Genomic DNA, 2657 nt, shown 5'->3' with positions numbered 1-2657 from the left:
GCTGGTGCCTCCCGAGGAGGGTGGGGGCGGGGTGGGTTTGCCCCCGGAGGGCTTGCCGCCCTCGCCGCTGCCGCTGGGCGAGTCGGACTTCTTGTCGTCGAGGACCTTCTTCGGTTCGTTGCCCTCCTGCTTGCCCGGGATCGGCATTGGCCGGTTCAGGGCCTGCTTGGCGTCCTGCTCGGAGCCGGCCATCGTGTAGAAGTCCGAGCCGATGAACGAGAGGAACCTGTAGCAGATGTAGGGTGCAAAGCCCGCCAGAGCCATGAGTACGATCCCGGCCAGCGGGTCGCTGATCGAGGAGATGTCCCCGTCGATCGGTGCTGAGACCTGGGTGACCGCCACCAGCAGGATCACGACAAGGACCAGCTTGGAGCAGATCAGCGCGATGACGAACATCGCCCATTTGCCGATCCACCCGCGCGCGTGGTCCCAGCTGGCCCCGGAGAACGCCAGGGGCGCCAGCGCGATCGCGACCAGCAGCAATGCCTTCCTGACCAGAAGGGACAGCCACACGATCGCGGCCGCAGCGATCGCCATCGCCCCGAGGAAGATCCCCAGGATCGCGGCCACGCCCGGCGCGGTCAGGTTGAGCGCGGTCAGGCCGGCGACGAGCACGGCGATCTTGTCGCCCATCGTCGCGGTGGTCTCACCGGCGGCTTGGATGATCCCGACGCACAGTTGATCGATGATCTCGAGTGCCAGAGCGGTCAAGGTGATGACCACGAACGAGCCGATCACCGATTTCGCGAGGCCGAGCGCGGCCCTGCTCAGCGCTGCCGGATCTCGCCGGATCAGTCCTTGGATGAGCTGCAGGCAGAAGAAGACCAGCATGAGCATCACGCCGATGCCTAACAGCAGGTTGTAGACCGACACGTACTCCGGACTGGTGACATCGACCAGTGTCGTGGTGTCGAAGACCGTCCATACGGCCTCGAACATCCACGCGGCCGTTTCACCCAGCACGGTGGCCAGCCAGTCGAATGGCGCAGTGATCAACGAGGCCGCGGCTTCACCTGCGGAATCGCACACATTCGAGATGACGGGAATATCGCAGACACCCATCGGGAACCTCCCAGGCGGAAATGGAGATGGGTGGGATCAGACGCTCTGGCCGACGTCCCAGAAAAACTGGATCAACGTCACCGAGGCGCCGCAGATCACCGCGGCGCCGCAGGAAGTGAGCACGCCCAGCTTTCCGCGGCTCGCCAACTGTGGATTCGAGGAATTGGACCCGAAGCCCCACACGATGGCAGAGATGATCAGAGCCAGAACGCTGAGGATCAGGCCGATGGTCATCACCGCGCCGACGAAGGTGCGCAGCTGGGCGATACCCGGAAGCCCGTCGTCGTTCGGGCTGATATCGATATTCGCGGCGAGCAGTTCCGGCACCGCGAGAGCGAAAGTCAGGAAGTCGAGCACGAGAGCACTCCTCACACAGAGTTCCCGCAGAGAGGCGGGGTAGATGAGCGGAAACGGGGTCGCTCATCAGGTGCCCACCACGCCCCTCGCGGATGAAGCGCCGCATGACGTAGTCCCGCGTGCAGACGCTCCACGCGCGTTAGCTCTCCGCTACGACGGCAGGAGAGGCGAGAAGACCACCTCACGACGCGAGGCGGTGCCATCGACCGCACCGGCAGTGCGGCTATGAGTCGCCGGGCGCCGACCGCACGGTGTCGCTGCTGGGGTATCGCGCTCGCCCCGAAGTGCAAAGGCGGGTCCCGGAACGCACTGCGCCGTGCAAGATGACACGGGCATGGACGTCGACCGGTCCATCCCCGAAAGACTCGTGATTCGTGACGTGAGGGTTCATCCCGAGACGGGGTGTCCTGCGGCGGGCCCGTCGTCACGGCCGGAGAAGGCACCGCCGGACCACGGTCGGTATCGGGGCGAAAGTGCCCGGCATGCGTCGTCGGCGCATGCCGATAGGTATCGGCGATGATGGTGGTGCGGGTCAGAGCTGTTGGCCGATCGAAATCAGCCAGTTCATCCATGCGATACCGCACCCACCCAGCGCCGCCGCGCCCAGGGCGACCAGCACTCCGGCCTTGGCCTTGGATGCGGCCGCGGCGTGGCCGATGGCCGCGGCGATGGCCCAGACGAGGGCCGAGACGATCAGCATCAGCACCGCGGTGACGAGGACGAACATCAACAGCGCGCCGATCACGGTCTCGAGGTCGGTGAGCCCGTCGAGCCCGCCGAAGTCCGGGGTCACGTTCATCGCCGCACCACCGATGCCCGCGAACTGTCAAGATGCTCCGTGTTCATATCCGGCAGGTACACCGCCACCACCGGCCGCACAGCCCGACCGCGACCGGTCGCTGACGAGGAGAGCAGACCGACCAACGACGTCGTTCGGCGTCCACCGCGTTCCCCGCATCAGCGTGGCCCGGGCCGATCACATGCCCGGTGGAGGCGGACCAGCGAGCCGCCCGCGCGCCTCAGACGCAGCCCACGAGTCATCAGCGATCATCGTGCGGGACCGGGCACCGATGGTCTCGGCGCGCCATCGGGTGAGCAGGTCGCGGTCGTCGGACCACGCATCATCGAGGGTGTCGGCGAAATCGCGAAGCTGGCCCCACTGACGGTGTCCCTCGGGATCGCGCTGACGATGCCAGGCCTTCGCGTGCTCAAGGCGGGCGACGCGGCCGCGCAGGAGC

Annotated in this window: 4 protein-coding genes; all 4 read right to left on the bottom strand. The window is 66.5% G+C overall.

What is annotated here, in order from left to right; translation table 11 throughout:
• The coding region (locus tag HMPREF0183_RS10710; RefSeq protein WP_005885953.1) for a hypothetical protein at positions 1–1062 on the bottom strand (1062 nt) is incomplete at its 3' end.
• A 36-nt stretch (positions 1063–1098) separates the two neighbouring features.
• A complete protein-coding gene (locus HMPREF0183_RS10705; protein ID WP_005885951.1) occupies positions 1099–1419 on the bottom strand; it encodes a DUF6112 family protein in 321 nt (106 codons plus the stop codon).
• A gap of 532 nt (positions 1420–1951) precedes the next feature.
• Positions 1952–2218 (bottom strand): DUF6112 family protein, encoded by a 267-nt coding sequence (locus tag HMPREF0183_RS10700; RefSeq protein WP_005885949.1) that lies wholly within the window; start codon positions 2216–2218, stop codon positions 1952–1954.
• A gap of 177 nt (positions 2219–2395) precedes the next feature.
• Positions 2396–2657, bottom strand: a 262-nt coding sequence (locus tag HMPREF0183_RS13085) for a hypothetical protein (RefSeq protein WP_005885948.1), incomplete at its 5' end; no start/stop codon positions are given.

Source organism: Brevibacterium mcbrellneri ATCC 49030, assembly GCF_000178455.1.
Taxonomy (GTDB): Bacteria; Actinomycetota; Actinomycetes; order Actinomycetales; family Brevibacteriaceae; genus Brevibacterium; species Brevibacterium mcbrellneri.
Note: the sequence above shows the minus strand (reverse complement) of the source record. Positions and strands in the feature narration are given on the sequence as shown.

What these genes read in the sequence shown, in the direction of transcription:
- HMPREF0183_RS10700 (WP_005885949.1), bottom strand. Translation starts at nt 2,218, where the DNA reads ATGAACGTGACCCCGGACTTCGGCGGGCTCGACGGGCTCACCGACCTC.